We start from the raw sequence: 24,511 nt of genomic DNA, 5'->3' as shown, positions 1-24,511 counted from the left end.
GATATGGGAAACATTCGGGTGCTTGACGAACAACTCGCCAATCAAATCGCTGCCGGAGAAGTGGTGGAGCGCCCGTCTTCGGTAGTGAAAGAATTGGTGGAGAACGCTATAGACGCCGGAGGCGGGACCGTCGACGTAACCGTGGAAGACGGAGGCATGAAGCTGATCCGCGTTGTCGATAACGGATCCGGCATGGATGCGGACGATTTGAGGACGGCGTTTCAGCGCCACGCGACAAGCAAAATTCGCACGGGCAAAGATTTGTTCGCCATACGAAGTCTCGGGTTTCGGGGCGAAGCGCTGCCCAGTATCGCAGCGGTCTCCCGCGTTGAATGCGTATCTTCCGCCGGAGAAGGCGGGCTGGCGCATCGCATTGTCATCGAAGGCGGAGCGGAGCAAGCGTTCGAGGAAACGGCCGCGCCTAAAGGCACCGATTTTCGGGTGAAGGATTTGTTTTTCAATACGCCAGCCAGGTTGAAATATATGAAAACGGTGCAAACGGAACTCGGGCATATCACCGATTTTATGTACCGGCTCGCGTTGTCGCGGCCGGATGTCGCATTCCGGCTTCACCATAACGGCTCCCAATTGTTGGACACCGCCGGCGGAGGCGACTTGCTCAATTCCATTGCGTCCGTGTACGGCACCGCTACGGCCAAACGGATGGTGCCGGTGCGAATGGATACGCCGGATTACGGCATTGACGGTTACATCGCAACGCCCGACGTAACCCGATCGAACCGATCCGGCATTACGGTTGTCGTGAACGGGCGCATAGTCAGAAACTACGGGGTTGCGCAAGCGGTCATCGCGGCGTACCATACGCTGCTTCCGGTTCACCGTTTCCCGGTCGCCGTGCTGCGAATCAAGATGGAGCCCGAGCTGGTCGATGTGAACGTTCATCCCGCGAAGCTCGAGGTCCGGTTCAGCAAAGAGGCCGAACTGGCGCAGTCGATAACGGCCGCGGTTAGAGGAGCGCTCGGGAAAGAAACGCTCATACCGAGCGGAATGGCGGCGCAGCGCGAACGCAAGGCGGCGATGCCGCAAGCCGTTCAAGAGCAATTGCCGCTGTACGGATCATCCGCATCTTCCCGGCTTCCAACCGACTCGCGCAAGTGGAACAAGCCGGCGGGTACCGGGAGCGGCAGCGGCTATTCGGCTCCCGCGCCTTCCTATGGCGGACCGGAGCGGGAGCGTAAATTAACCGCTTCGGAGACGTCTCGTCTGCTTGAGTCTTTAGCCCCGCGAACGGTGCCGGAATCGTCGGCGCCGGCTGCCGCTGCCGCTTCGGATGATACCCCTCCGGCACCCCGGTTTCCGAAGCTGTTTCCGATCGGCCAGCTGCTCGGAACTTACATCGTCGCGCAGAACGAAGAAGGTTTGTTTCTGGTCGATCAACACGCCGCCCATGAGCGGATTAATTATGAATGGTTCTTTGACAAATTCGGCAAGGGAGCGGGCGCCAGCCAGCTGACGATGGTGTCCCAAGTATTGGAATTCACTTCTTCGGATGCGCAATCGATTCGCGCGCGGCTGCCTCTGCTCGAATCGGTCGGCGTTTATTTGGAGCCGTTCGGTGGGAATACATTTAAGGTGCGGGCACACCCGGATTGGTTTCCTCAAGGAGAAGAGACGGCGCTGATCGAAGAGATGGCTCAATGGGTGCTGTCGGAGAAAAGTCCCGATGTGGCGAAGATCCGAGAAGCTTCGGCCATCATGTGTTCATGCAAAGCGTCGATCAAAGCGAACCAACCGCAGACGACGGCTGCCATGGAAGCGCTGCTGGACCGGCTTTCGGTTTGCAGCAATCCGTTCACTTGTCCGCACGGAAGGCCGATCGTCGTCAAGTTTTCAACAAGGGATTTGGAGAAAATGTTCAAGCGAGTGATGTAGTTGGCTGCCATTGTCGTTACAACGCCGTACCGGCCGTCTGAACAATTGGAACGCCGGTCCCGGGAGGTTGCCCGGGATCTCGGCGCGCAGTGGGTAGAGAGACGCGGGATGTCATTGCCTAAGCTTCAGAGCCGTTACCTCCCCGAACATCTTGTAGTAGTCGGTTCGGACGGCATTCATTGGCATGCCGGAGGAGCGGGATTCCAGCCGTTCTTCTTTCATCCCGGATTGAGCGTCGTCCGCATCAAACGGTTGATGGACGGCCAAAGAGACGCCATGCTGGAAGCGTGCGGATTCGAGCCGGGGGATGAGGTGCTGGACTGCACCGCCGGCCTTGCGTCGGACTCCATCGTATTCTCGTATGCCGGCCAAGGCCATTCTGCGGTTACGGCGCTCGAGAGCCGCTTCCCGCTTTATTATGTCGTATCCCGCGGGCTGCAAACCTATGATGCGGACTTGCCGGCGCTTAATGATGCGATGAGGCGCATACGGTCCGTTCATGCGGATCATGCGGCATATATGTCCGCACTGCCCGACCGAAGCGTCGATATTGTCTATTTCGATCCGATGTTTCGCGAGCCGGTCCGCGCCTCATCCGGAATATCGCCGCTCCGCTTTCTCGCCGACGAGCGGACGGTGTCGCATACGTCTGTGCGGGAAGCGGTGCGCATCGCGCGCAAATGCGTCGTCTTAAAGGAGCTTCGCGAGTCCGGCGAATTCGAACGTCTCGGCTTTGAACCGGATACGCGCAATCAATCGAAGATCGCATACGGAGTGATACGAATTTGACTCAACGTCTCATAGCGATCGTCGGCCCGACGGCCGTCGGAAAAACCAAATACAGCTTATCCGTTGCGAGGACGTTTCCGTGTGAAATCATATCGGGCGATTCCGCACAGGTGTACCGGGGAATGGATATCGGCACGGCGAAAGCGGCTCCCGAAGAACGCGAGGCGGTTGCGCACCATATGATCGATATTGTCGATTCGGACGAACCGTACGCTGTGTCCGATTTCCAGGACCGGTGCAGAAAACTGATCCCGGAAATTAATGCGAGGGGCCGCTTTCCGATGCTTGTCGGCGGTACCGGACTTTACGTCGAGTCGGTTTTATACGACTATCGGTTCGCTGACGCGGCAGGGGATGAAGAGGCGAGGCGCAGATGGAACGCTTATGCGGATGAACACGGTACGCATGCTCTGCACGCCGTTCTTGCCTTGCGCGACCCGGCAGCGGCTTCACGGATTCACCCGAACGACCGTAAGAGACTTGTCCGCGCGCTTGAAATTATCGACGCGACCGGCGAACCGCTCGCCGAACAAGCCGCCAAGCGGGAGAAGACGTCACCCTACGATCTTTGTATGATCGGGCTCACGATGGACAGGGAAAAGCTGTATCAACGGATCGAGCAAAGGGTGGATGCGATGATCGGGGAAGGACTTGTTGAAGAAGTCCGTTCACTGCTCGGACAAGGTTACGGTCGGGACTTGGTCTCTATGCAAGCGATCGGTTACAAAGAGATTGCCGCATATGTGGAGGGCGAATGTTCGCTTGACGAGGCGGTGGCAATTCTGAAGCGGAACACAAGAAGATTCGCGAAGCGGCAGCTGTCTTGGTTTCGGACGATGCCTCAAATTCATTGGATCGATGTCACCGACGATGCAAAATTTGGTACACACAGTGCCGCTATTAATGATATAATATTCGCAACGTATCAGTTGCCGTAGTATTCTACTCGCCAGTAGGCATAGGGGGCTCATAATGAACAAGACCATTAATATTCAGGACACGTTTTTGAATACATTGCGCAAGGAGAACATTCCGGTCACCGTATACCTGACGAACGGGTTCCAAATTCGCGGCGTTATCAGGGCCTTTGACAATTTTACGATCGTGATCGACAGCGAAGGCCGTCAGCAGATGGTTTATAAGCATGCGATCTCGACGTTTCAACCGCAGCGCAACGTATCGCTCGCTTACGAAACGAACGCCGAGGGCTGATTTTTTGAAACTTTTTGGTTTGGAACAACGTCTTAATAGATGCACCGGAACAACCCGTTCGGGTTGTTCTTTTATTTCATAGAGAGATGGGTGCAAATTGGAGAGGGGTGGTCGAACGTGAAGATGCGTAAGTGGCTGTTCGGGTTCATGACGATTGTCACGTTGGGGCTGTTCTTGTTTATCGCAGGTTATGCAATCATTTATATCAACGGCCAGAATCTATTGATGGAAAATTTGGAAAAGTTGGACATGGCGGAAGCTACGATCGTGTACGACAAGAACGAGAAAGAAATGTCGAAATTGTTTATGGAGAACCGGGAATTGGCGACGCTCGACGAAATTCCGAAAAAGCTGCAGGAAGCGGTTATCGCTACGGAGGATCAACGGTTTGACGAGCATGCCGGCGTCGATCTGTGGGCGATCGGGCGCGCAATTTATAAAGATATTTTGCATCGTGATTTGGTCGAGGGCGGCAGCACGATCACGCAGCAGGTCGCCAAAAATATGTTTTTGACCGCGGATAAGACATTTTTCCGCAAAGCTACCGAGGTGTCGATCGCGCTCGCGCTCGACAACAATTTCAGCAAAGAAGAAATATTGGAGATGTATCTCAATCGCATCTACTTCGGAAGAGGCACTTACGGGGTGAAAGCGGCGGCGAAGTATTATTTCGGCAAGTCGGACTTGAGTAAATTGTCCCTTCTTGAGATGGCGGTGCTTGCAGGCATGCCTAAAGCGCCGGAAACGTATTCGCCCTCGAAAAATCCGGAGAAAGCGCTGGAACGCGCGGCCATCGTGCTGCAGCTAATGAAGGATCAAGGATATATCTCGGAAGAGGAACGGCGCGCGGCCATCAACGACACATTGAGCAAGCCTTCCGGCAAGACCGACAGTTCGGAGTCCGCCATATTGGATTATATTTTGGCGCAGGCGAAAGCGGTCAGCGGGCTGTCCGAGGACGAGCTTCGGATCGGCGGGTTTCATATTTACACGACGGTCGACAGCCAAGCGCAGCGCGCGGTCGACAAAGCGTTCGCGAATGCGGAGCTGTTCCCGGAAGACGGTCCGGAACAGAAAGTGCAGGGCGCAATGGTCATCGTCGATCCGAAAACGGGCGGAATTGCGGCAATGAACGGCGGCCGCGATTATGTGGCGAAAGGGACCAACCGGGCTCTCTCCGATCGGCAGCCGGGATCGTCGTTTAAGCCGATAGTCGCTTATGCACCGGCGATCGAAACGGGGAAATATCATCCGTACTCGATGTTGAAGGATGAGCCGATGCAATTCGGAAACTATAAGCCGAGAAATCTAAGCGGCAAATATGCGGGACAGGTTACGATGATGGAGGCGGCGAGGAGATCGATCAACGTGCCTACGGTTTGGCTGCTGAACGAAATCGGCGTCAAGACCGGCATCAATTTCGCCAAGAAGTTGGAGATAGATTTTGCGCCGGAGGACCGGAACCTCGCCATAGCGCTCGGGGGTATGACCCGAGGCGTGTCCCCGCTCGAAATGGCGCGCGCTTACGGGGCGTTCGCCAACGACGGGAAGCTTGCGGAAACCCACGTCATCACGAAAATTACCGACTCCGAGGGAGCGCCGATTTACACTTATAAAACGAGCAGTAAAGAAGTCATGAACAAGAGGACGGCATATTATACGACTCTGCTTCTCCAATCCGTCGTGCAAAAAGGCGGAACCGGCGTTAAGGCGAACATCGGACGCCCGCTGGCGGGGAAGACGGGAACTACGCAGCTCGGTATTCCCGGATTGAGCGATTCCAAAGGAAACCGAGACATCTGGTTCGTCGGATATACGCCGGATTACGCGGCCGCCGTCTGGATGGGATTCGACGACACGAACAAATCGCACTATTTGAAGACGGGAAGCGGCAAGGCCGCCGAAATGTTCGCGGCGGTAATGCGCGAAGCGCTGAACGGGCGGAAGGAAACGTCATTTAAGCGTCCTGAGGGAGTATCAGAACCGGTGAGAGCGCCGTCTGCAGTAACCGATCTGCAAGCGTTCCACGATGCGGAGCGGAGGGAAACGATTCTTTCCTGGCCGGCTTCCAAGACCGCGAATGTGGAGTATCGGCTGTACCGCAAGGAAACGTCTCAGCAGGCTTTTGAGTTGGTGCTTTCAACCCCCGCAACGGAAGTGGTCGACATCACATTGGAAGCCGGAAAGACGTATCAATACTATGTTACCGTGTATTCTCCGGAGTCGGATGCCGAGAGCGACCGTTCGAACATTGTGGAAGTCGTTGTTCCGGCGGAGGACGAAGGGACGGACGAAGGCTTCGATCTGCCGATCGTCGACGACCTGCTGCCCGGAGAAGAGCCGCCTGCGGATGAGGGCGGCGGCACCGGGGACGGCGACGGTCCCGACGGTGAATCGGGCGGCGGCGGCACCGGCGGTGATGACGGGACCGGTGATGGTGAGCAGCCGCCTGATGCGGGCGGCGGCACCGACGGTTCCGGAGGCAACAACGGCAATGGCAACGGAAACGGCGGCGACGGCGATAACGAAGGTAACGGCGGCAACGGTAACGGAAACGGCCAACCTGGTTCGGAAGGCGGTACCGATTCTGCGACTAACGGAAACAATTCCGGGGATGATATTATTGTCGTCCCAGACGGGTTATAATGTACATGGCGTTCGGGATCTTATCCCGGCGTCTTTTTTTTCGTGGTCATGTCGCTCTTACGGCAGTAAATCCCGTTGCGCAGACACAACAGTTGAAACTGCTTTCACCTTCGCATTACAATAAGTTGGACAAATATGGAGAAGGGGATACTGCATATGAAAATCCAACTGATTCGGACCTGCGTTTTGCTCATCGTCATTGTCGCGATTACGGCCGCTTGCGGGGAGAAAGAAGTCGAGCGCCGGACGGGCTTTAGCCAGCCTCCGGAAATGGCCGTCGACACCGCCAAGACGTATGTAGCGACTATCGAAACGAGCAAAGGCGACTTCACGGTCGAACTGTTTGCCAAAGAAGCGCCGATTACTGTAAACAACTTCATCTTTCTTGCGAAACAGCGGTATTTCGAAGGGATCGTGTTTCATCGCATCGTTCCGGATTACATCATTCAGACCGGCGATCCGACAGGTACGGGCAGGGGCGGTCCGGGCTATACGTTCGAAGACGAATTGGACAGTCCGTATCAATATGAACCGGGCATCGTCGCGATGGCCAACAGCGGCCCGGATACGAACGGCAGCCAATTTTTCATCTGCACGGGTGAAATGAGCGGCAACTTAAATCGGCTTCCGAACTATACGATCTTCGGCCGGGTGAAGGACGGCATGGATACGGTGCTCGCCATCGGCAGCACGCCGGTTAGCGGCGATACTCCTCTGGAAACCGTAACGATTGAGAAAGTTACCGTGAAAGAAAGCTAATCTCCGATAATGGACCGCGCGGGGCCTGTCACATTTCGAAAAATTTTCGAAATCGGCTAGACAATCGCCCACACCTATCACAGTTTCCTGGGCTCTTGCGTATACTGTATCACCTTACGAAATTGAGGTGAGCCCATGACGAACCGCGTTACCTTGAAAGAAGTGAACAAAACCGAGCGTTCCCGCCAAATTCAAGTCGTGCTGCGCAACCAGGAGCCGGCGCCGCAAGCGCCGCAACCGTCTACTGCGGTTCATCCGAAGACGTTATTGTTACAGAGTCCTTTCGGCGATATTTTTAAAGAACTCGATAACATGATCGGCTTGGACAATGTGAAAGATCTCGTATATGAAATTTATGCTTTGCTGCAAGTGTCCCAATATCGGAGGGATGCCGGGCTGCAAACGAAGCCGCATGTGTTTCACATGATATTCAAGGGTAATCCGGGCACAGGAAAGACGACTGTCGCCCGGCTCATCGCGAAACTGTTTCACAGGATGGGCGTGTTGAGCAAGGGACACTTCATCGAGGTGGAACGGGCTGATCTCGTGGGAGAGTATATCGGCCATACGGCTTTAAAGACGAGAGAATTGGTAAAAAGGGCGATGGGCGGCATTTTGTTTATCGATGAAGCGTACAGTCTGGCTCGAGGCGGGGAAAAGGATTTCGGCAAAGAAGCGATTGACGCGCTCGTCAAAGCGATGGAGGATCACCGGGAAGACTTCGTGCTCATCTTGGCCGGATATTCCGATGAGATGGAGCAATTTATGGAGTTGAACCCGGGTTTGCCGTCACGGTTTCCGATTCAAATCGATTTCGGGGATTATTCGGTGGACGAATTGCTCATGATCGGCGAAATGATGGCCAAAGAAAGGGATTACGTGCTGATGCCGAGTACGATGCAGCGGATCAAGCAAATGTTGTTGGAAGAGAAAAATGTGTTTTGGCGTTCGTTCAGCAATGCCCGCTTCATACGAAACTTGCTGGATAAAGCGATCCGCAACCAATCGGTCCGATTGCTGCATCAATATCCGACCGTACCGTCAAAGCAGGAGCTTATGTCGCTGCGGCCGGAAGACCTGAGGAAGTAATTGTACACAATAGCATGCGACAAAGTGAAGGGCTATCCGAATAGTCATCGGAGGTGACTGAGGGATAGCCCTTTCGTATTAGCAGATCAGCCGATCGCGATCCAAGATAGCGAGCCTTGCGGCTGCGGGCCGACTATCAATCTGGTTAGCGTAAAGATTGCGGAATGCTCCGTCTGCGACTTGATCGCGGCATAACATGCATTATGATTGGTTATCCCGACGATCGTATAATTCGGATGAGCGAAGCTATTCGGAAAGACGACCTCTACTTCCACTGTCGCATCGAGAGAGCCGAACAAGAACGGTACGGAACCGAACTGCATACCTGGTCCGGCAGAAACGTTCAGCGACTGTATGACGGATGAGGATAGTTTTTCCGGTCCGATGGATCCGTCTTGAATATGCTGAGCAGCGACTGAGCCGTCCGCTAATTTCCGATCCGTTACGCTGCCGTCTGCGATATGATCCGAAGCGACGGCGCCTGCTTGGAGGTGCTCTCCCGATATGCTGCCGGGTGTAAGCGCCGCTCCTTCCACACCCCGGTCTCCTATAACGAAACCTTCTGCGAGATGGTCGGGCCGTATGCTTCCTGGTTTAAGGTGATTTTCGCCGATCGCCAGATCTTCAATGTGGCGGGACTGAATCGCGCCGGGAGCGATGTGGTACCTATGAATCGCGCCGGACAAGATGTTGTTGGCTTCAACGGAATTTGCAGCCAGATGTTTGTTTGTTACAGCTTCGTTAGCCAGCTTTTGTCCCGTGACGCTTCCGTCCGCAATATGATCCGATATTACGGAGCCGGGGTGGATATGCTCTTCGGTTATGCTGCCGGCGGCCAGCTTCGTTCCATCGATGCTGCCATCCTTAATATCCAGAGTGCCTTTCGCGATATGGTGCGGCAAAATAACTCCGGGTTTGAGATGGATTTCCCGGATGGCATGCTCATCAATGTGCCGGGATTGGATTGCGGCTTCCGTAATATGGCGGCCTTCTATAGCGTTGGATACAATATGGTTCGGACCTACGGAGTTTGCTGTCAAATGCTTGTTCGTCACTGCACCTTCTGCCAGCTTTTGATCCGTTATGCTTCCGTCCGCAATATGGTCGATTGTGACGGCTGAAGGCGACAACAATTCCGAAGTGATGCTGCGGGCCGCGATTTTTTCCGTCGTGACCGATTCTTTCTGCAAGTGAACCGTTCCGACCGCTCCGTCTTTAAGGTGAACCGGCAATACGGAGCCCGGAGCGATCTTGTCTTTGTTCACGGAGCCCGATTGCAGGTGCTCCCTCGAGACGCTTCCGAGCGTAAGCTTTGATCCGTCTATGCTCCGTTCTTTTATATCCAAAGTTCCTTCGGCGATGTGGTGCGGCAAAATGATTCCCGGCTTCAGGTGAGCCGCTGCAATCGTTTCGTTATCGATGTGCCGGGATTTTATCGCGGTGTCTGCTATATGCCTCTCTTCAATTGCGCTTGATCCTATATTGCCGGATCCGACCGCTTCCGAAGCGAGATGTCTATTCGATACGGCGCCGTCGGCCAACTTCTGCCGCGTAATGCTATCGTCCGCAATATGGTCGAACGTGACGGAAGCTGGCGACAACAATTCGGAAGTGATGCTGCCGGGCGCAATCTTCTCGGTCGTCACCGATTCGTCCTGCAATTGCGTCGTTCCGACCGCACCTTCGCCAAGCTGGTGCGACTGGACGGAGCCCGGAGCGATCTTGTCTTTGGTTACGGCTCCCGGCTGGAGGTGTTCCTTGGATATGCTGCCCAGCTTCAGCTTCGTTCCGTCCAGACTCCGGTCTTCGATATCCAAAGTACCTTTCGCGATATGATGCGGCAAAATGATTCCGGGCTTCAGATGAACCGCGTCAACCGCTTCGCCCGCAATGTGCCGGGATTGGACTGCGGCGTCCGCAATATTGCCGAATGTGACGGAAGCGGAGGACAACAACTCGGAAGTGATGCTGCCTGCGGCAATTTTATCCGTCGTCACCGACTCGTTCTGCAGGTGAGCCGTTCCTACCGCTCCATCGCTTATATGCTGCCGCACAATGGAACCCGGAGCGATCTTCTCTTTGCTCACTGAGCCGTTTTGGATGAGTTCTTCGGATATGCTTCCTAACGCAAGCTTCGTTCCGTCCAAGCTGCGATCACGTATATTTAATGTCCCTTCCGCGATATGGTGAGGCAATATGATCCCCGGCTTAAGATGGATTTCGCTTATTGCATGGTCCTCAATGTGCCTGGATTGGATTGAGGCGTCCGCAATATGGCCTGAAGTCACGGAGCCCGATGCGATCTTTCTTCCGTTGACGGCGCCGTCCTCCAGCTTGTTCTCCCTTACGCAGCCGTCGGTAAGATGATCGGAGGTAATGGAATGGGATGCGATCTTCTCTTCGGAGACGGCGCCGTTCGCAAGGTGAATTCTTGTAACGGAAGCCTCCCTAATGCCGAGCGAGGTAATTGCGCCGGGTTGGATATGCTCTTCGCCTATGCTGCCTAAGGCGAGTTTCTCGCCTTGTATGCTCCGGTTTCTTATATCCAAAGTTCCTTCCGCGATGTGGTGCGGCAAAATGATTCCCGGCTTAAGATGGACTACGCCGATCGATTGATCTTCAATGTGCCGGGATTGGACGGCGCCTTCGGCGATGTGAGACGCTTCTATAGAGCCTGATAAAATGTTGTGCGATTGAACGGAATTATCGGCAAGATGTTTATTGGTTACCGCTCCATCCGCCAGATGAGTGGAATGCACCGCCTGCTGCCGGATGTGAACGCTTTGTACCGCATCGTATGCAAGATGCTTTCCAAGCACGCTTTCTGTGGTCAGGTGAACGGAATGAACGGAGTGTTCATCCAAGTGGCGGCTTTTGACAGACCCGGGTTTTATATGAGTTTCGTTGATTGTATCGGCAGCCAAATGAACATCTCGAACGGAGGAAGGTTCGATATGCCGGGAACCGATGGAACTATCGGCAATTTTGCCGGAGTTTACGGCTCCGTCCTCAATGGCTTTTGCGGTTACGCTGCCTTGCGCCAGATGCTCGGATGTCACATTATGCGCAGCAATGTGTTCCCTTGTAACGGCATGGTTTGCGATATGGGCGGAATGGACGGAGCCGTCGGCAATTTTGTCCGACGTTACGCTTTTGGTTTGAAGATGGGAGGACCCGATGGAGAACCTTTCAAGCTTTTCCCCCGATATCGATCCTTCAGCCATCTTTTCCAAACTAAATACTCCCGCATCCAAGTGAATCGACTTGATCGATCCCGGTACCAAGTGGTAGCCTCGAATTGTCTCCGCTTCGATATGCTCGCCCGTTATCGAATCGTATGCGATTTTACTTCCGTCAACCGAATGATCGGCCAATTTCGTTGTCGTTACCGAATGATCGGCAATTTGTTCGGTTGAAACCGAGGAAGGGGAGATATGCTCTCCTTTAACGGCCTGCTCCGCAATTTTTTTGGATACGACGTTTCGGTCGGCGATCTTGGACTCGGTAACGGATTGATTCGTCAAGTGCTCCGTCGAAATCGACTCCGCCGATATTTTCGACGCTATTACGGCTTTGTCGGCGATTTGAACGGTATCTACCGCCTTCTCGGAGATATGATGCTTCCGGATGGAGTCCGGAGCGATCTTGGACTCTGTTACGGCGCCATCCAACAGCATGGAGGAGGTTATAGTTTCGGTTTTGATATGGTTTGAGTCGATGGATTCATCCGCAATATGCTCGCCATGAACGGCTCCATGTGCGATAACCTCCGCTGTGACGATGGAGTTTGCCAGATGTCCCCGTGTGATGCTTCCGTCACGGATTTTATCCGATGTTATGCTCTTATCCGACAATTTGTCGGCCGTTATCGATTGGTTCACGATATTATCCGTGAAGACCGCATTGACGGCGAGTTTGGCGTTCGATATCGCACCGTTCGCAATGTGATCATGGACGATCGATTCTTTGACCACATGCTCGGAACGAACGCTTTCCGGAGCAATTTTTTCGCCGGTAACGGAGTTTTTTTGGAGCATATTTTCAGCTACGGAATCAGTGCGAATATGTTCGTGCGTTACCGCGCCGGGTTTCAAGTGTTCCGGCTTAATGCTCTTTTCTGCAATCTTGCTTTCCGTGACTGCGCCGCTGACGAGTTTCTCGGTTGTTACCGAATAATCGGCCAGTTTGATGGAATTCACCGATTGGTTTGCCAAGTGCCACGTTTGAATGGTGCCGCTCTTCAATTTTTCCGATGAAATCGTTTCGTCTTGCAGCAATTCTCCTGTGATGGATTGAGGATGCAGATGCTTTGTCATGATGGAGGAGTCGGCTATTTTGTCCGCATCAATGGTTTTATCCGCAAGCTTCTCGGACGTGATGGTTCCATCCGCCAAATGAGCTCCGCTGATTGACCGGGGTTTTAGCTTTTCGCCGGTAACTGAATAATCCGACAAATGGTTGTCGGTGATCGATTGCGGAGCCAGCTTGCTGGAAGTTACACTCTCGTCGGCCAGTTTGATTTCCGTGACAGCATAATCTTTCAACTCTTGCGAACCGATGCTGTAATATTTAATTTTTGTTTCATCGATGGTGCGGCTGGCGATTTTCTCGTTGGTCACCGCTTTGTCGGCAATGTCATCGGTATAAATAATCGGAGCCGGCTGCAGCTCTTTACGCCGTAAAACCTCGAAAGAAGTGTCGATGTCGGACTGCTTCTTCTCGTTAACCCGTTTGGCTGCATTTTGAATAGATTGAGTAAGGGCTTTATCATGGAACGCCGACTCGCGATTCCCATTCGGAACGGCATCGTCTTGTTCGGCAGGAGGCGAATCGTTATTTTGGGCGGGAACAGCCGGATCCGATTGCGCCCACTGCATTTCGTTAAATCGGGAGTTGACTCGGAAAGGTTTCCTCGTCTTTCTCTTCATGCCATTTGTACTCCTTCCTGAAATAGTCTAGTGTACAATATGCATTTACCCAGTGGACGGAAACCGAAAACAAGTTGGTGAAGGCACTTATTTTTGTTAAACATCATGATCCCGCAAAAAAATTACCTTTAAAGACGTACTCTCTTCGTTGAATGTACTTCGATAGAAATTTTTCTTTAGAGATCAGATGAATAAACTTCGTAGCAGCCTCATCATGATCTCGCAAGAAAAATTACCTTTAATCCGCGGTCGCTCATCCTCGAATGTACTTCGATAGAAATTTTTCTTATACTGGAAGGAAGTGCGCGAGGGGTGGACAAGCATCGCATGAACCGTATCGTTATTTGGGTGATGATTTGCAACGCGCTGGTGGCGGTCGCCGCTTTTTTGAAAGATGTGCTGCTGGCCCGCTACGTCGGAACGACATCCGAGGCCGACGCTTTTACCGTCGCATATTTTATAACGGATACAATCGCAAGCAGCTGGCTCGCGGCGTCGCTCGGCGCCGCCGGCGTCACCGTATATGCCAAAATGTCATCGGAGAACGCTGCGGTATCGCGGAACGAGATATGGAACAAATCCGCATTGCTTTTCTTCGCACTCGGACTCGCTTCCACTGTACTTCTTATGCTTGCGACGGCTGCTCTGCTTCCTCCGGGCCTTCTTCGGACGTTAACGAATATGATGGCCCCGACCATCGTTATTTTCTCGCTATTCGCCGCCTTGTCCGCTCGTTTGCAGGCGGCGAACCGCTTCGTCGTTCCGGCTGCGGCGCCGTTGATCATGCACGGTACGTTTCTTGCCGCCGCTGTGTTTGTAACGCTGTCCGGCATGCCGGAGTGGAGAGGGCTGCAATGGATCGCGTTCAGTGTAACGGCAGGAGCCTTCGGGACGCTGCTGTTCACGGCAATAGCGGGTCGAAAGCCGGAATCGGAACATAAAGAGGCGGGCGAACCGGCTGACGCGTCAGTGCGCAACCGTTGGTTGAAGGAAATATGGAAAATATTCGGCGCATACTCCGTGCTTGTGATCAGCGGACAAGCCGTGCTGTTTTGGGAGCGGGCGCTCGCGGCGTCGTTGGACGTCGGGGTCGTATCCAGCCTCAATTACGCGTATCGGATTTCTCAAGTTCCCGTCTGGATCTTCGCAACCGCCGCCGCGTCCGTCATGCTTCCGAAGCTGTCCAAATTATGGATGGACAATCGGCTGGACGAGGCGAGGAAATACACGATTCATATGCTTCAGTTGGTGTTCATCGTTTCATTGCCTGTCATGCTGAGTCTTTGGCTGCTGAGCGAGCCCGTCGTCGCGGTACTCTTTCAAAGAGGAGCTTTCCGGTGGCATTCCGTCTTGCTTACGTCGGATATGCTCAGAGGCTATGCTTTCAGCTTGCTTGGACATTCCGTATCGGCTATCTTTATCCGTTATTGGCTTGCATCCGGGAAAACCGTTCAACCCGCGTGTCTCGTTCTCATCAGTACGTTAGCGACAGTTGTGTTTCAGTTGGCGCTCGTCAACCGGATCGGAGCGTCCGGTATCGGGTACGGGGCGGCGGCCGGTGCGACTCTGCAGGGTGTATTGTTGGCGATCCCGCTGCTGAAGAATAAGAAGGTCCCTTTTCGGGCAGGGAATGTTCGTGCTGTCGTGCCCGCAGCGGTCTCGCTTTGTCTGGTGCTGATCGCAGCGCTGTATTTTTGGAAATCCTTTTCTTTGAAAGAGTCGGAAGGTCCGAGGATAGCATTTTTATTTATAACCTTTGCTTTCGGTTTCTCGGTGTACACGTTATTTGTCCGAAAAATCATTGTTAGAATCGCCGGAGAGGAGAACAGCACATGATGACAAATGTTGTAACGGAAGCGGAACAATGGGTGCGGGAGCAGTTGGAACGAGACAGCAGCGGTCACGATTGGTGGCATATCGACCGCGTGCGCAAGATGGCCGTCAAGCTGGCGCGCGAATCGGGCGGCGACGAGCTTGTTTGCGAGCTGGCGGCCCTGCTTCACGACATACCGGATGAGAAGCTGACGGGGGATGAAGCGGCCGGGCTGAAGCGTGTGCGGGACTGGCTGGAGCGTTATGATTTGGGGGAAAATGTAATTTCTCGCATCATGACCATCATTTGCACCATGTCGTTCAAAGGAGGCGGCCGGCCGCCGGTTGCGACGCTGGAGGGCGAAATCGTGCAGGACGCGGATCGGCTGGATGCGATTGGCGCGATCGGTATTGCTCGCACCTTCGCATATTCCGGCTGGAAGGGACAGCCGATGCACGACCCGAACTTGCCCCCAAGAGATACAATGAGTGTGGAAGAGTACCGGAAAGGAAAAAGTACGGCGATCAACCATTTTCACGAGAAGCTGTTGAAACTGTCCCCGCTCATGAACACGCCGGCGGCGCGGCGGATTGCGCAAGAGCGGCACCGGTTCATGTTGGATTTTCTGGAACGGTTCCAAGTGGAATGGGACGGGGCGGATGACTGAATAAATAAAAGGAGTGAGGCGGCACAAATGAAATCTGTCATGCATACTACAGGCGCGGATGTACGCGACCGGGCCGTGCTCGTTCATCTCATAACGGAGGGTGCGGCAGGCGGCTCCGCCGAACAATCGCTGCAGGAGCTGGTTCGATTGGCGGAAACCGCCGGCGTTGAAGTGATTGATACGATCGTTCAGCGAAAAAACGCGGCGGACACGAAATGGTTCATCGGCAAGGGAAAGGTCGAAGAATTGCGGGCGCTGCTTGAGGCGAACGGCGGGAATACGGCGATTTTCAATCAGGAGCTGTCCGGCGGGCAGGTGCGCAACTTGGAGGAGGCGCTGGATTCGAAAATCATCGACCGCACGCAGCTTATTCTCGATATATTCGCGCAGCGGGCGAAGACGCGCGAAGGGATTCTTCAGGTGGAGCTCGCCCAGCTGAGCTATTTGCTGCCTCGGCTGTCGGGACAAGGGAAAAATTTATCGCGTCTGGGCGGCGGCATCGGCACGAGAGGTCCGGGGGAAACGAAGCTGGAGATTGACCGCAGGCATATCCGCAACCGGATTGCCGAGCTGCGCCGCCAATTGGACGAAGTGATCAAGCATCGGATGCTGCACCGTGAACGGCGGAAGAAGACGGGGGTCACCCAAGTCGCGCTTGTCGGCTACACGAACGCAGGCAAGAGCACGCTGCTCAACCGGTTGACTAACGCGGACGTATACGCGGAAAACCAACTGTTCGCAACGCTCGATCCGACTTCCCGGAACTTGGAATTGCCTTCCGGCGGCAGCTTGGTGATAACGGATACGGTCGGTTTTATTCAAGATTTGCCTCACGACCTCGTTGCGGCGTTCCGCGCCACACTGGAGGAAGTGTTGGAAGCGGATCTTATACTCCATGTCGTGGATTCTTCTTCTCCCGTACGGGAACAGCAGATGCGCGTCGTCGACGACGTGCTTGCGGAGCTTGGCGCGCAAGGGAAAGAAACGATGACGCTGTACAACAAGATCGACTTGTGCTCAGCCGTTGAACGCGAGATGCTTCCCTTAGGGACGGATGTGCTTCATATATCCGCACAGTCGGAGCGCGATTTGGAGCGATTGAAGGCAATCCTGGAGCAACGGCTGTTCGGAGATGTGAAGACATTCCGGCTGCCGGCCGGCCGCGGCGACTTGATTGCGCTTGCCTACCGGATCGGAGAAGTGATCCGGTCGGAAACCGGAGACGAAGACGTGCTGCTTGAAGTGCGCGTTCGCGCAAAAGCTTACGAGCAAGCGGGAAGGACGCTTGCGACTTACGAAGCATAAACCAATAAACTTCTTGGGAGAGACATGCGCGTGATAAAGATGAATGACAGGCTGGCGGCGGCGGTGGAAGCCGTTGAAGCCCGAATAGCTCCACGGTTGGGCGATATCGACCGCTTGATAGACGCGAATCAATGGAAGGTGATTCAAGCGTTTCAACGTCACCGGGTCAGCGATTATCATTTTGCAGGATCGACGGGATACGGCTACAACGACCGCGGGCGGGAGACGCTGGACGCGGTATATGCGGAAGCGTTCGGCGCGGAGGCGGGTCTTGTGCGTCCGCATTTCGCCTCCGGCACGCATACGATCGCGGCGGCATTATTCGGCGTGCTCCGGCCCGGGGACGAATTGTTGTTCCTCACCGGTTCTCCGTACGACACGCTGCACAAAGTGATCGGGAAACCGGGAGACGGAACGGGCAGCTTGGCCGATTGGGGTATTGTATGCCGAACGGTGCCGCTGCTTGAGGATGGCGGCGTAGATTGGGAATCCGCCCGGGCGCAGTGGAATGAGAAAATAAAAGTGGTGGCCGTCCAGCGTTCCCGCGGCTATGGTTGGAGGCCGTCGTTCTCGGTGAACGATATCCGTTCCATGGCGGAGACGGTAAAAAGGTGGAACCCGGATACGATTGTATTCGTAGATAATTGTTATGGAGAGTTTACCGAAGAAATCGAGCCGACCGCAGCCGGTGCCGATTTGATGGCCGGATCGCTGATCAAAAATCCGGGAGGCGGGGTCGCTCCCACCGGCGGATATATCGTCGGACGGGAGCAATATGTGAGACTTGCAGCATACCGCTTGACGGCCCCCGGAATCGGAGCGGACGTCGGATCGATGTTGGGAGCGACGCGCTCGATGTTCCAAGGATTTTTCCTTGCTCCTCACATGGTGGGACAAGCGTTGAAGGGAACGGTATTCGCGGCCGCTCTTTTCGAATCGCTCGGATTGACGACACACCCGGCATGGAACGGCAAGCGGTCCGACATTATCCAAGCGATCCGGTTTCGCAGGCCTGAACAGCTTATCTCATTCGTTCAAAGCATCCAAAGAGCGTCCGCAGTCGACGCGCATGTCGTTCCGGAACCGTGGGATATGCCGGGATATGAAAACCCGGTCATTATGGCGGCGGGAACCTTTATTCAAGGGGGGAGCCTGGAATTATCGGCCGATGCGCCGATCCGGGAACCGTATACGGCGTACATGCAGGGCGGCTTGACGTATTCTCATGTAAAGCTCGGTGTCATTTCAGCCGTTCAACGAATGTTAGATGAACAATTACTGTGACGAAATCTAACATACTTTGACAAGTATAGGACAGATCCGTTACAATAGAATCAGCACTCATAAAGACTGGAAGGTTGATGTATAATGGGTGATGAGATTCGCAGAAATATGGCGTTGTTCCCGATCGGCATCGTAATGAAGCTGACGGATTTGACCGCCCGTCAAATCCGTTATTACGAGCAGCATGAATTGATCGTGCCGGCGCGCACTTCGGGCAACCAGCGGTTGTTTTCGTTCAATGACGTCGAGCGGCTGTTGGAAATTAAGTCGCTTATCGAGAAAGGCGTCAACATCGCGGGGATCAAACAGGTGTTGTCCCCAATGTCCAAAGAATCGGAAGAAGCAACGGTGTTAAATGAACAATCGGAAGTAAAACGGCGCGAAATGTCCGACAAACAGCTGCACAAGATGTTGAAACAGCAGTTGCTGGCCGGCAACCGTCGCGGTCAAGTTTCTCTCATTCAAGGCGAACTGTCGAGGTTTTTTAATTCGTAGCGAGTGCCGCGCAGCCGCTGTTCGTTTTCGTAACTACAAATATTGCAATGGGGAGAGATCGATTTGGGTTACACGAAGGAAGACATTCTCAAGATCGCAGATGAGCAGAATGTTCGCTTTATCCGCTTGCAATTTACGGACTTAATGGGTGTCATCAAGAACGTGGAAATCCCGGTCAGTCAATTGGAGAAAGCGCTTGACAACAAGATGATGTTCGACGGTTCGTCGATTGAAGGATATGTTCGCATCGAAGAATCGGATATGTATTTGTATCCGGATTTGGATACGTGGGTTGTGTTCCCTTGGGTGACGCAGGACCGGGTCGCAAGGTTGATTTGCGACGTGTATATGCCTGACGGCACTCCGTTCGCCGGAGATCCTCGCGGCATCTTGAAGCGCGTCTTGAAAGAAGCGGAAGAGCTCGGATTTTCAGCAATGAACGTGGGCCCGGAACCGGAATTTTTCTTATTTAAGACCGACGAGAAGGGCAATCCGACGTTGGAAACGAACGACCAAGGCGGATATTTCGATTTTGCGCCGACCGACCTCGGCGAAAACTGCCGCCGCGACATCGTTCTCACGCTTGAGCAGATGGGCTTTGAAATCGAGGCTTCCCATCACGAGGTCGCTCCGGGACAGCACGAAATCGACTTCAAATACGCGGATGCCGTTAGAGCGGCCGACCAAATCCAGACGTTCAAGCTCGTCGTGAAGACGGTTGCGCGCCAGCACGGACTTCATGCGACATTTATGCCTAAGCCTCTGTTCGGGATGAACGGCTCCGGGATGCATGCGCACCAGTCATTGTTCCAAGGGAACAAGAACGCGTTCTTCGATGAGAAAGACCGCTTGGGCTTGAGTTCTACTGCTTATCATTATATGGCCGGTGTACTGCGTCACGCGCGCTCGTTCGCGGCGATTACAAACCCGACCGTTAACTCTTATAAGCGCTTGGTGCCAGGTTACGAGGCGCCGGTTTATGTCGCATGGTCGGCAAGCAACCGCAGTCCGATGATCCGTATCCCGGCTTCACGCGGGTTAAGCACCCGTATTGAAGTCCGCAATCCGGATCCGTCGGCGAATCCGTATTTGGCTCTGGCGGTTATGTTGAAAGCGGGCTTGGACGGAATTCGAAATAAATATCCGCTGCCTGCACCGGTCGATCGGAATATATACATCATGAGCGAAGACGAGAGGGAGGAAGCGGGGATCCCGAGCTTGCCGTCTTCGTTGAAAGAAGCGATCCAGGAGCTGCTGATGGACGAAGTGATCTGCGATGCGCTCGGCGATCACGCATTGGCACATTTCGTCGAGTTGAAGGAAATCGAGTGGGACATGTATCGGACGCAAGTCCACCAGTGGGAGCGCGATCAATATTTGACTTTGTATTAACAGCATAAAGTGATAGGGGCTTGCCTTTGGGGCGGCTCCTTTTTTTTCGCGAAGTGCCCGAAGCAGATTGAAGAAACCAATACAGCGGCAAAAGTTGCCTCTATAGAACGAGTTCGGATATACATAGAAATCTAGCGGCAAAAATTACCGCTGCAAACGACGAATCGTGCGTAAAGAACGGTTTGGCAGTTGTACAGCGGCAAAAGTTGCCGCTAGAGAGTGGTGAAATTCCTTTGGCATTTGTAGAGGAAAAAATTACCGCTGCGAACGTGGATGCTTAAGTGCAAGCGGCGATCAACATAATAATAAAAAATATAAGTCTACAATTATTTCGGATAATTCAATATAGTTGCATTAGCAGCCGGCCGCTGAGTTAACGCAAAACGTAAAGGAGGATCTCCTTGGAACAATATTACTGGGACGGTAAGATTGATTATTTAAGCAATACACGAGGATTATACTATAATGACGATTACATTGAGTTTCTGGTGAGGACGGTATGGAAAATTGAACGTCCTGTGCGTATCATTGATTTTGGTTGCGGGTATGGTTTCTTAGGACTGAAGCTTTTACCCTTTCTGCCCCAAGGCTCTACGTATACAGGTATCGATGCCGGTGTGCAATTGATCGAGCGTGCAAGAAAAGTCTACAAGGACCTCCCATATGAGGCAGAGTTTATTGCAGCCGATATTTGGGATGCAAATATTGAACGAAAGTACGATATGGCGGTTTGTCATGCTTTCTTGTTACATATCTCTGATCCAATCGAAATGCTCAAAAAGATGTTGAATTGTGTGACGGACCGCGGAAAAATTGCCTGCTTCGAACCGCATTGGATTTCAGCGATGGCCAATCAACATTTACATGAAATACGGCAATCCCAAATCATCCAACTCGGACTGCTGCAAAAGTTGTTTGAGGACGACGCTCTACGTACGGGGAAAGACGGGAACATCGGGATGAAACTGCCGATTTATTTGACCAAGCTTGGGGTAAAAAACGTGGAGTGTAGGGTGAGCGACAAAGTGAACTTCCTGAACCCATACTCAAAAACAAATCTGTTTGAATCGTTGCGCGAGGACGGTGTTGGGGCGCATCCCGGCGAACGCGAGCCGTTCATTCGAAATTTGGTTGACCGAGGAGTATCGGAGGAGGAAGCAAGGCAACAATATGAGAATGAGTTGTTATTCTCGATTACATTCGATAATGATTCGTGGTTCACGTGCGCTTCGAATATGAAGATAACCTTTGGAACTGTAATGAGAGGATAAACTGAGCGGTGTAACGGAAAAAACTCACTACAATTTCAGACTACTTACTGTAAACAAAAGCCCCGCCTTGAGTAGTAACCTCATGGCGGGGGATTTGTTTCGGTTAATGAATTTCGCGAAATAGACCGATAACTTTGCCGAGAATCTTCACATGGTTGTAACGAAGCGGTTCCATTGCCGAATTCTCCGGCTGCAAGCGAATATGGTCCCGTTCCTTGTAGAACGTCTTGACTGTCGCTTCGTCATCCTCCGTCATCGCTACCACGATCTCGCCGTTGTTGGCCGTCTGCTGCTGTCGAACGATAACGTAGTCCCCGTCGTGGATTCCGATTTCTATCATGCTCTCGCCGACGACCGAAAGCATGAACACTTCGTCATCGCGTACGAGGTGGGCAGGGAGCGGAAAATATTCTTCAATATTCTCAATTGCCGTAATCGGCGTCCCTGCGGTAACTTTGCCGACGAGCGGCACCTTCGATACAGCCAGGCGCACCATATGTCTCTCGTCGTCATCTCCGAGCAATTCGATGGCCCGCGGTTTCGTCGGGTCTCTGCGGATAAAACCCTTCTTCTCCAACCGGTCAAGATGCCCATGTACGGTAGAGCTGGATGCCAGCCCTACCGCTTCGCCGATTTCCCGGACGGACGGCGGATAGCCCTTGTCCCGAACTTCGTTACGAATAAAATCTAAAATGGCTTGCTGACGATTCGATAATTTCGTCACGAGCGATCACTCCAAGGATTAGTAATATTTTAACAAAAGTATAACACAGAACCGGAGTTCGCACAAACATAAGTTCGAGTTGGTCTATTCGAAAATAATCATCAAACATTTGTTCTTATTTTGTATTGACACAAACATCTGTTCGTGATAATCTATTTCCAGAACAAACGTTTGGAGGTCGATAAATATGAAACGTACACAGGCATCTTCTCGATACATAACGAGGAAAGCATTCAATAGATTAGCAACTTTGTTGTTCGTGATTGTTCTTAGCATCTCGTCCGGAGCAATGCTTCATGCGAACGCAATGAACGGCAGCGATGCCGAGACGGACCGCTCGTCTGATACGAAAGCGGCCAAGCAAGAGTATAAGAAACTTTGCGTAGAACCTGGCGATACGCTATGGGAGATTGCGAAGAAATATGGAGATCCGGATAAGGACGTTCGTTTCTACATTCGTGATATTAAGGAATTGAACGAACTGGATTCTTCAGCAATTCAAGCCGGTCAAATTCTCCTTTTACCATAATCATCTGTTCGACAGTGCGGAATGAACCGCCAAGCCCTCATCCGGGTTTGGCGGTTTTTGCGCTTCTTGACTTTTTGTTCGCCCCTGTGTCAAAGTAAAATGGACATGAAGGGGGATTAGGTTATGGTTACGGAACGTATACGGCGAATTAACGAACTGGCCCGAAAACAGAAAAGCGTCGGCCTGACCCAGGAGGAGAAGGATGAGCAAGCCGTATTGCGAAGAGAGTATCTGGACAATCTCAAAGAATCCTTAAGGGTACAGTTGGAATCTATAGAATTTGTAGACGATGATAAGAAGAAGGAATGAGGCCGATGTCCCGCAAGTGGGAACGAATGGTGCAGAAGAATAAAGAGAAGATCAACAAGCAGCGGGAAAAACACGGACAAGCCCCCGTAGCAGGAGGGGACGGAGAAATGACCGTTCGAGGCAGAAGCTGGTTGCTGCCGCTTGCGCTCGCTCTCGCGGGACTGCTGTTTGCAGTGACATTGCCCCCGGCTGCCGGATCGGATTCTTTATACCAAATTACGATCATCTTGTATTTTGTATTGGCGTTGTTTCATTTCTTGGTGCGCAGACCGTATCTGAAGATCGGAAAGTCGCAATTGAGCTGGCGCACATATACAGGCGAGAAGACGCTGACGGCTTCCGAGATCGGGACCATTAGGATGACGACCGGCGATGTCGTAATTGAGGGGAAAGACGGGAAGACGAGAAGAACATTTTCCAGACGGATGCACTTATATCCGATGGACCGGTTGACGGATGCGGTGCGGCAGTTTGCCGCCAAACATCAAATAAACTTACAAGAAGACAGTGGAGCGAGGGTGAAGGCGGATTGACATTGCGTGCTGTTTTGTTCGATTTGGATGACACGCTGCTGTGGGACGAGCTCAGCGTAAAAGAAGCTTTAGAGGCGACCTGCCTGTTTGCTGCCGATAAGTATGCACTCGACCCGGCAGCGTTGGATGCATCCGTTCGTAAAGAAGCAAGGGCCTTATATGAAAGCTACGATACGTTCCCGTTCACAAAGATGATCGGAATTAATCCGTTCGAAGCGTTATGGGGGAACTTTACGGAAGGGGATGATCCTTACTTCCGAATGCTGCGGCAGTTGGCTCCCGAATACCGTAAAGCTGCGTGGACCAAGGGATTGCAAGCGCTTGGCGTGGATGATCCTCATTTCGGCGCGGAATTGGGGGAACGGTTCCCGGAGGAACGCAGGAAACGCGCATACGTTTACGCCGATACGTTTCAAGTATTGGATGCTTTAAAATCGAAATATAAACTGTTATTGCTGACGAACGGGTCCCCGGATTTACAGAAGGAGAAGCTCGACGGTATTCCGCAGCTTGTTCCGTATTTTGACCATATCGTCATCTCCGGACAGTTCGGGCGGGGAAAGCCGGATCCGTCGATATTCGAGCATGCCGTGTCGCTGCTCGGCATTGCTCCCGGAGAAGGGATTATGGTTGGGGACAAATTAACGACGGATATACTCGGATCAAGCAGGATCGGTATGCCGAACGTCTGGATTAATCATCACGGAGCGGACATAGGTGAACATGTGCCTCCGACTTATACAGTCACGAAGCTGGAACAGCTTCTCGGAATAATCGATCGGTTAAATTAAAAAACACGGCCTGTTCCACCGGATTGGAACGGGCCGTGTTTCTTGTATCCACTTTCCGCTATTACATCAAAAAATTGTCGAA

20 protein-coding genes are annotated in these 24,511 nt (G+C 52.9%); 18 read left to right on the top strand and 2 right to left on the bottom strand.

The genetic code is table 11. The features are described 5' to 3' along the window. Window positions 1–3: 3 nt before the first annotated feature. The 7 genes from mutL to JET16_RS05495 all read left to right on the top strand — a co-directional run bounded on the left by mutL (window position 4) and on the right by JET16_RS05495 (window position 8,388). Window positions 4–1,893, top strand: a complete 1,890-nt coding sequence (gene mutL / locus JET16_RS05525) for a DNA mismatch repair endonuclease MutL (RefSeq protein WP_199614738.1) — start codon at window positions 4–6, stop codon at window positions 1,891–1,893. Further along, complete coding sequence (locus JET16_RS05520) at window positions 1,894–2,682, top strand: class I SAM-dependent methyltransferase (RefSeq protein ID WP_233531086.1); 789 nt, start codon at window positions 1,894–1,896, stop codon at window positions 2,680–2,682. It begins immediately after the preceding gene. Further along, on the top strand, window positions 2,679–3,620 hold the full coding sequence (miaA, locus tag JET16_RS05515; protein ID WP_233531083.1) for a tRNA (adenosine(37)-N6)-dimethylallyltransferase MiaA: 942 nt from the start codon (window positions 2,679–2,681) through the stop codon (window positions 3,618–3,620). Before JET16_RS05520 ends, miaA begins: the two co-directional genes overlap by 4 nt. A 34-nt stretch (window positions 3,621–3,654) precedes the next feature. Next, window positions 3,655–3,894: an RNA chaperone Hfq gene (hfq, locus tag JET16_RS05510; RefSeq protein ID WP_199614736.1), complete on the top strand. Its 240-nt coding sequence runs from the start codon at window positions 3,655–3,657 to the stop codon at window positions 3,892–3,894. Window positions 3,895–4,017: 123 nt separating this feature from the next. Next, window positions 4,018–6,540: a transglycosylase domain-containing protein gene (locus tag JET16_RS05505; RefSeq protein WP_233531157.1), complete on the top strand. Its 2,523-nt coding sequence runs from the start codon at window positions 4,018–4,020 to the stop codon at window positions 6,538–6,540. A gap of 156 nt (window positions 6,541–6,696) precedes the next feature. Continuing rightward, window positions 6,697–7,299: a peptidylprolyl isomerase gene (locus JET16_RS05500; protein WP_199614734.1), complete on the top strand. Its 603-nt coding sequence runs from the start codon at window positions 6,697–6,699 to the stop codon at window positions 7,297–7,299. Window positions 7,300–7,434: 135 nt separating this feature from the next. Then, window positions 7,435–8,388 carry an AAA family ATPase gene (locus JET16_RS05495; protein WP_199614733.1) on the top strand — a complete coding sequence of 318 codons (954 nt, stop codon included), beginning with the start codon at window positions 7,435–7,437 and terminating at the stop codon, window positions 8,386–8,388. Between the two features lie 86 nt (window positions 8,389–8,474). On the opposite strand, the gene JET16_RS05490 is transcribed toward JET16_RS05495, so the two are convergent. Next, window positions 8,475–13,316, bottom strand: a complete 4,842-nt coding sequence (locus tag JET16_RS05490) for a WIAG-tail domain (protein WP_199614732.1) — start codon at window positions 13,314–13,316, stop codon at window positions 8,475–8,477. Window positions 13,317–13,628: 312 nt separating this feature from the next. Here JET16_RS05490 and murJ point away from each other — a divergent pair, with 312 nt between their 5' ends. From murJ to JET16_RS05455, 7 genes are all read left to right on the top strand, one after another. Further along, window positions 13,629–15,152, top strand: coding sequence for a murein biosynthesis integral membrane protein MurJ (gene murJ / locus JET16_RS05485; protein ID WP_325176620.1), 1,524 nt, complete (start codon window positions 13,629–13,631; stop codon window positions 15,150–15,152). Continuing rightward, on the top strand, window positions 15,149–15,796 hold the full coding sequence (locus tag JET16_RS05480; protein WP_233531081.1) for an HD domain-containing protein: 648 nt from the start codon (window positions 15,149–15,151) through the stop codon (window positions 15,794–15,796). The genes murJ and JET16_RS05480 overlap by 4 nt, the downstream gene beginning before the upstream one ends. A 27-nt stretch (window positions 15,797–15,823) precedes the next feature. Beyond that, complete coding sequence (hflX, locus tag JET16_RS05475; protein ID WP_199614730.1) at window positions 15,824–17,101, top strand: GTPase HflX; 1,278 nt, start codon at window positions 15,824–15,826, stop codon at window positions 17,099–17,101. 30 nt (window positions 17,102–17,131) lie between these two features. After that, window positions 17,132–18,385 carry a methionine gamma-lyase family protein gene (locus tag JET16_RS05470; protein ID WP_407673083.1) on the top strand — a complete coding sequence of 418 codons (1,254 nt, stop codon included), beginning with the start codon at window positions 17,132–17,134 and terminating at the stop codon, window positions 18,383–18,385. Between the two features lie 84 nt (window positions 18,386–18,469). Continuing rightward, the gene (locus JET16_RS05465; protein ID WP_199614729.1) at window positions 18,470–18,880 is read left to right on the top strand and encodes a MerR family transcriptional regulator; all 411 of its coding nucleotides are present in this window, start codon (window positions 18,470–18,472) and stop codon (window positions 18,878–18,880) included. A 63-nt stretch (window positions 18,881–18,943) separates the two neighbouring features. After that, the gene (gene glnA, locus JET16_RS05460) at window positions 18,944–20,272 is read left to right on the top strand and encodes a type I glutamate--ammonia ligase (RefSeq protein ID WP_199614727.1); all 1,329 of its coding nucleotides are present in this window, start codon (window positions 18,944–18,946) and stop codon (window positions 20,270–20,272) included. 401 nt (window positions 20,273–20,673) lie between these two features. Then, complete coding sequence (locus JET16_RS05455) at window positions 20,674–21,543, top strand: class I SAM-dependent methyltransferase (protein ID WP_199614725.1); 870 nt, start codon at window positions 20,674–20,676, stop codon at window positions 21,541–21,543. Between the two features lie 103 nt (window positions 21,544–21,646). Here JET16_RS05455 and lexA read toward each other — a convergent pair whose 3' ends face one another. Continuing rightward, complete coding sequence (gene lexA, locus JET16_RS05450; protein WP_199614723.1) at window positions 21,647–22,267, bottom strand: transcriptional repressor LexA; 621 nt, start codon at window positions 22,265–22,267, stop codon at window positions 21,647–21,649. A gap of 187 nt (window positions 22,268–22,454) precedes the next feature. On the opposite strand from lexA, the gene JET16_RS05445 reads away from it, so the two are divergent. From JET16_RS05445 to JET16_RS05430, 4 genes are all read left to right on the top strand, one after another. Next, window positions 22,455–22,796 carry a LysM peptidoglycan-binding domain-containing protein gene (locus tag JET16_RS05445; RefSeq protein WP_199614721.1) on the top strand — a complete coding sequence of 114 codons (342 nt, stop codon included), beginning with the start codon at window positions 22,455–22,457 and terminating at the stop codon, window positions 22,794–22,796. Window positions 22,797–22,919: 123 nt separating this feature from the next. Continuing rightward, window positions 22,920–23,105, top strand: a complete 186-nt coding sequence (locus JET16_RS05440) for a DUF896 domain-containing protein (RefSeq protein ID WP_199614720.1) — start codon at window positions 22,920–22,922, stop codon at window positions 23,103–23,105. Between the two features lie 5 nt (window positions 23,106–23,110). Then, window positions 23,111–23,638 carry a hypothetical protein gene (locus JET16_RS05435; RefSeq protein WP_199614719.1) on the top strand — a complete coding sequence of 176 codons (528 nt, stop codon included), beginning with the start codon at window positions 23,111–23,113 and terminating at the stop codon, window positions 23,636–23,638. Next, window positions 23,635–24,429 carry an HAD family hydrolase gene (locus JET16_RS05430; protein WP_199614718.1) on the top strand — a complete coding sequence of 265 codons (795 nt, stop codon included), beginning with the start codon at window positions 23,635–23,637 and terminating at the stop codon, window positions 24,427–24,429. Before JET16_RS05435 ends, JET16_RS05430 begins: the two co-directional genes overlap by 4 nt. Window positions 24,430–24,511: the final 82 nt, after the last annotated feature.

It is taken from the genome of Paenibacillus alkalitolerans, assembly GCF_016482785.1.
Classification (GTDB): domain Bacteria; phylum Bacillota; class Bacilli; order Paenibacillales; family YIM-B00363; genus Paenibacillus_AE; species Paenibacillus_AE alkalitolerans.
The sequence above is the reverse complement of the archived record's forward strand: the minus strand, read 5'-3'. Positions and strand labels throughout refer to the sequence as shown.